This is a genomic window from Streptomyces calidiresistens (genome assembly GCF_014141525.1).
GTDB lineage: Bacteria > Actinomycetota > Actinomycetes > Streptomycetales > Streptomycetaceae > Streptomyces > Streptomyces calidiresistens.
Window position 1 is genome coordinate 1 of the sequence record NZ_VKHS01001000.1, and the last position, 1,719, is coordinate 1,719.

A 1,719-nucleotide genomic window follows, 5' to 3' on the forward strand; every position below is an offset into this window, starting at 1 on the left:
GCTTCGGCAGCGTCAGGTGTGTATAAGAGACAGCCCCCAAGGGGCGCGTGAGGGGTCCCCGTGGCGACGGGGGAGCCGGGTCAGCCGGGAGCGAGGTCGCCGTCGCGCAGGGCGGTGACGAAGTCGGTCCAGCCGGTGGGCGTGAGGTGCAGGTGGGGCCCCCGGGGATTCTTGCTGTCCCGGACGGGGACGAGGCCCCCGGCCCGCACCCGCCCGGGCGCCCACTCGACGCACTGTCCGCCCTGACCGTCGCTGTATGTGCTTTTGACCCACAGACCGTCATGCGGGGTCGGCGTGCTGCTCATTCGAGTACTCCTCCATGATCGCGTGGATGAGGCTCAGTGACCGGGCCTCGGACTCGGCTGAAGCGCGGAGCCGTTCGTAGGTGGCCGTCCATGCCCCTATGGCCGCTGCGGAGTCGTTGACGTGCCCCTGGCCGGTGGTTTCCGAGTACAGGACCCTCGTCCCGTCGGCTTGCGTAAGCAGGGTAAACGGCAGACCCGAGGCGGGGGCACCCGTTGCGAACTTCAGCACTTGCAGAGTGACATGAGGCCCGGAGGCCATGCCGAGCAGGTATTCGAGCTGTCCGACCATGACGGCCGGACTTCCCACCACCGTTCGCAGAACGGCCTCGTGAAGGATGACCCAGAGAAGAGGCGGAGTCTCACGTTCCAGGACTTCACGACGGCGGAGCCGAAGCTCGACCCTGTGCTTGATCTGTTCGTCGGACTCACGCGGGTGCGCTGCCCGGTAGACGGCTTCGGCGTACTCCGTGGTTTGCAGGACTCCCATCACGAAAGCGTTCGAGTAGTCCTCGACCGTCGCCGCTGTTCGTTCGAGTTCGACGTAGGGGATGAACCACTCGGGGTGGCCCTGCTTGCTGAGCTTGGCCCGGAGGCGGGTGTAGACCCCGGGGGTGCCGGCCACGCGATCCATGGCTGCCGCGAAAGCTTCCGAGGCGAGGACGCTCCCGTTCTCGACCTTGCTGACCTGAGCCTGTTGATAGTGCAACTTCTCCGCGAAGGCGCTCTGGGAAAGTCCCAGCACTCCTCGGAGGGTTTTCGTCTCCTCACCGAAGTAGGCGGCGCCGTTCGCGGGGCCGTGACTCCGGCCGGTTCCCTCGCCCATGTGTGCATCTCCCTCGGATTCCGGTCCCGTTGGAATGGGCTCACCCCTGTCCGAGAGTACGCCGATTCCGTAATGGTGGAGGCACGGAAAGTGAACATCCGTCCCCGCGGGGGACGGATCGGTGCGACGTGGAGTGGCCGGCATGACGAGGGACGGGAACCACGGGGACGGGGACCACGGGCCCGTGGGCGACGAGATCGAGGAGGCCGAGGCGGTGTGCGACGGGTTGGAGGACGCGCTGAGGGCGCACGGCCTCACGCTGCCGTCCCTGTGCGTGGACGCGGGCCCCGCCCATGCGTTGGCCTCGGTCGCACCGCCCCTCGTCGATCTCGGGTGGTGCGACGTGGAGACGGCCAGGGCCCTGACGGCCGCTCTCGCCCCCGGCGCGGCGTCGGGGGCGGCCAGGTGAACGAGGTGCTCCCGGTGCCCACCCCGGCCCCCGACGGGGAGGAGGACCCCACCGACGCGCCTTCCCCTCTCGCGGAGTTGGGCGAGCGATGGGCCGCCCTGAGCGCCCGCATCACGGAGCACCTCCGCACCCTGGACGGCGAGGACGGGTGAAGCGGCAGCGGCGGCCCGGAAGCCCGCACC

4 protein-coding genes are annotated in these 1,719 nt (G+C 69.1%); 2 read left to right on the forward strand and 2 right to left on the reverse strand.

Annotated features, from left to right (window positions below; translation table 11 throughout):
* Nucleotides 1-80: 80 nt before the first annotated feature.
* Both FOE67_RS24890 and FOE67_RS24895 read right to left on the reverse strand, forming a co-directional pair.
* Nucleotides 81-305: a DUF397 domain-containing protein gene (locus tag FOE67_RS24890; RefSeq protein ID WP_182667070.1), complete on the reverse strand. Its 225-nt coding sequence runs from the start codon at nt 303-305 to the stop codon at nt 81-83.
* Nucleotides 280-1,128, reverse strand: coding sequence for a helix-turn-helix domain-containing protein (locus FOE67_RS24895; protein WP_182667071.1), 849 nt, complete (start codon nt 1,126-1,128; stop codon nt 280-282). Before FOE67_RS24895 ends, FOE67_RS24890 begins: the two co-directional genes overlap by 26 nt.
* A gap of 142 nt (nt 1,129-1,270) precedes the next feature.
* On the opposite strand from FOE67_RS24895, the gene FOE67_RS24900 reads away from it, so the two are divergent.
* The gene (locus tag FOE67_RS24900; protein WP_228474265.1) at nt 1,271-1,537 is read left to right on the forward strand and encodes a hypothetical protein; all 267 of its coding nucleotides are present in this window, start codon (nt 1,271-1,273) and stop codon (nt 1,535-1,537) included.
* Nucleotides 1,534-1,689 (forward strand): hypothetical protein, encoded by a 156-nt coding sequence (locus FOE67_RS24905; RefSeq protein ID WP_182667072.1) that lies wholly within the window; start codon nt 1,534-1,536, stop codon nt 1,687-1,689. Before FOE67_RS24900 ends, FOE67_RS24905 begins: the two co-directional genes overlap by 4 nt.
* Nucleotides 1,690-1,719: the final 30 nt, after the last annotated feature.

Coding starts and splice junctions, on each gene's coding strand:
- FOE67_RS24890 (WP_182667070.1), bottom strand. CDS start 305: ATGAGCAGCACGCCGACCCCGCATGACGGTCTGTGGGTCAAAAGCACA.
- FOE67_RS24895 (WP_182667071.1), bottom strand. CDS start 1,128: ATGGGCGAGGGAACCGGCCGGAGTCACGGCCCCGCGAACGGCGCCGCC.
- FOE67_RS24900 (WP_228474265.1), top strand. CDS start 1,271: ATGACGAGGGACGGGAACCACGGGGACGGGGACCACGGGCCCGTGGGC.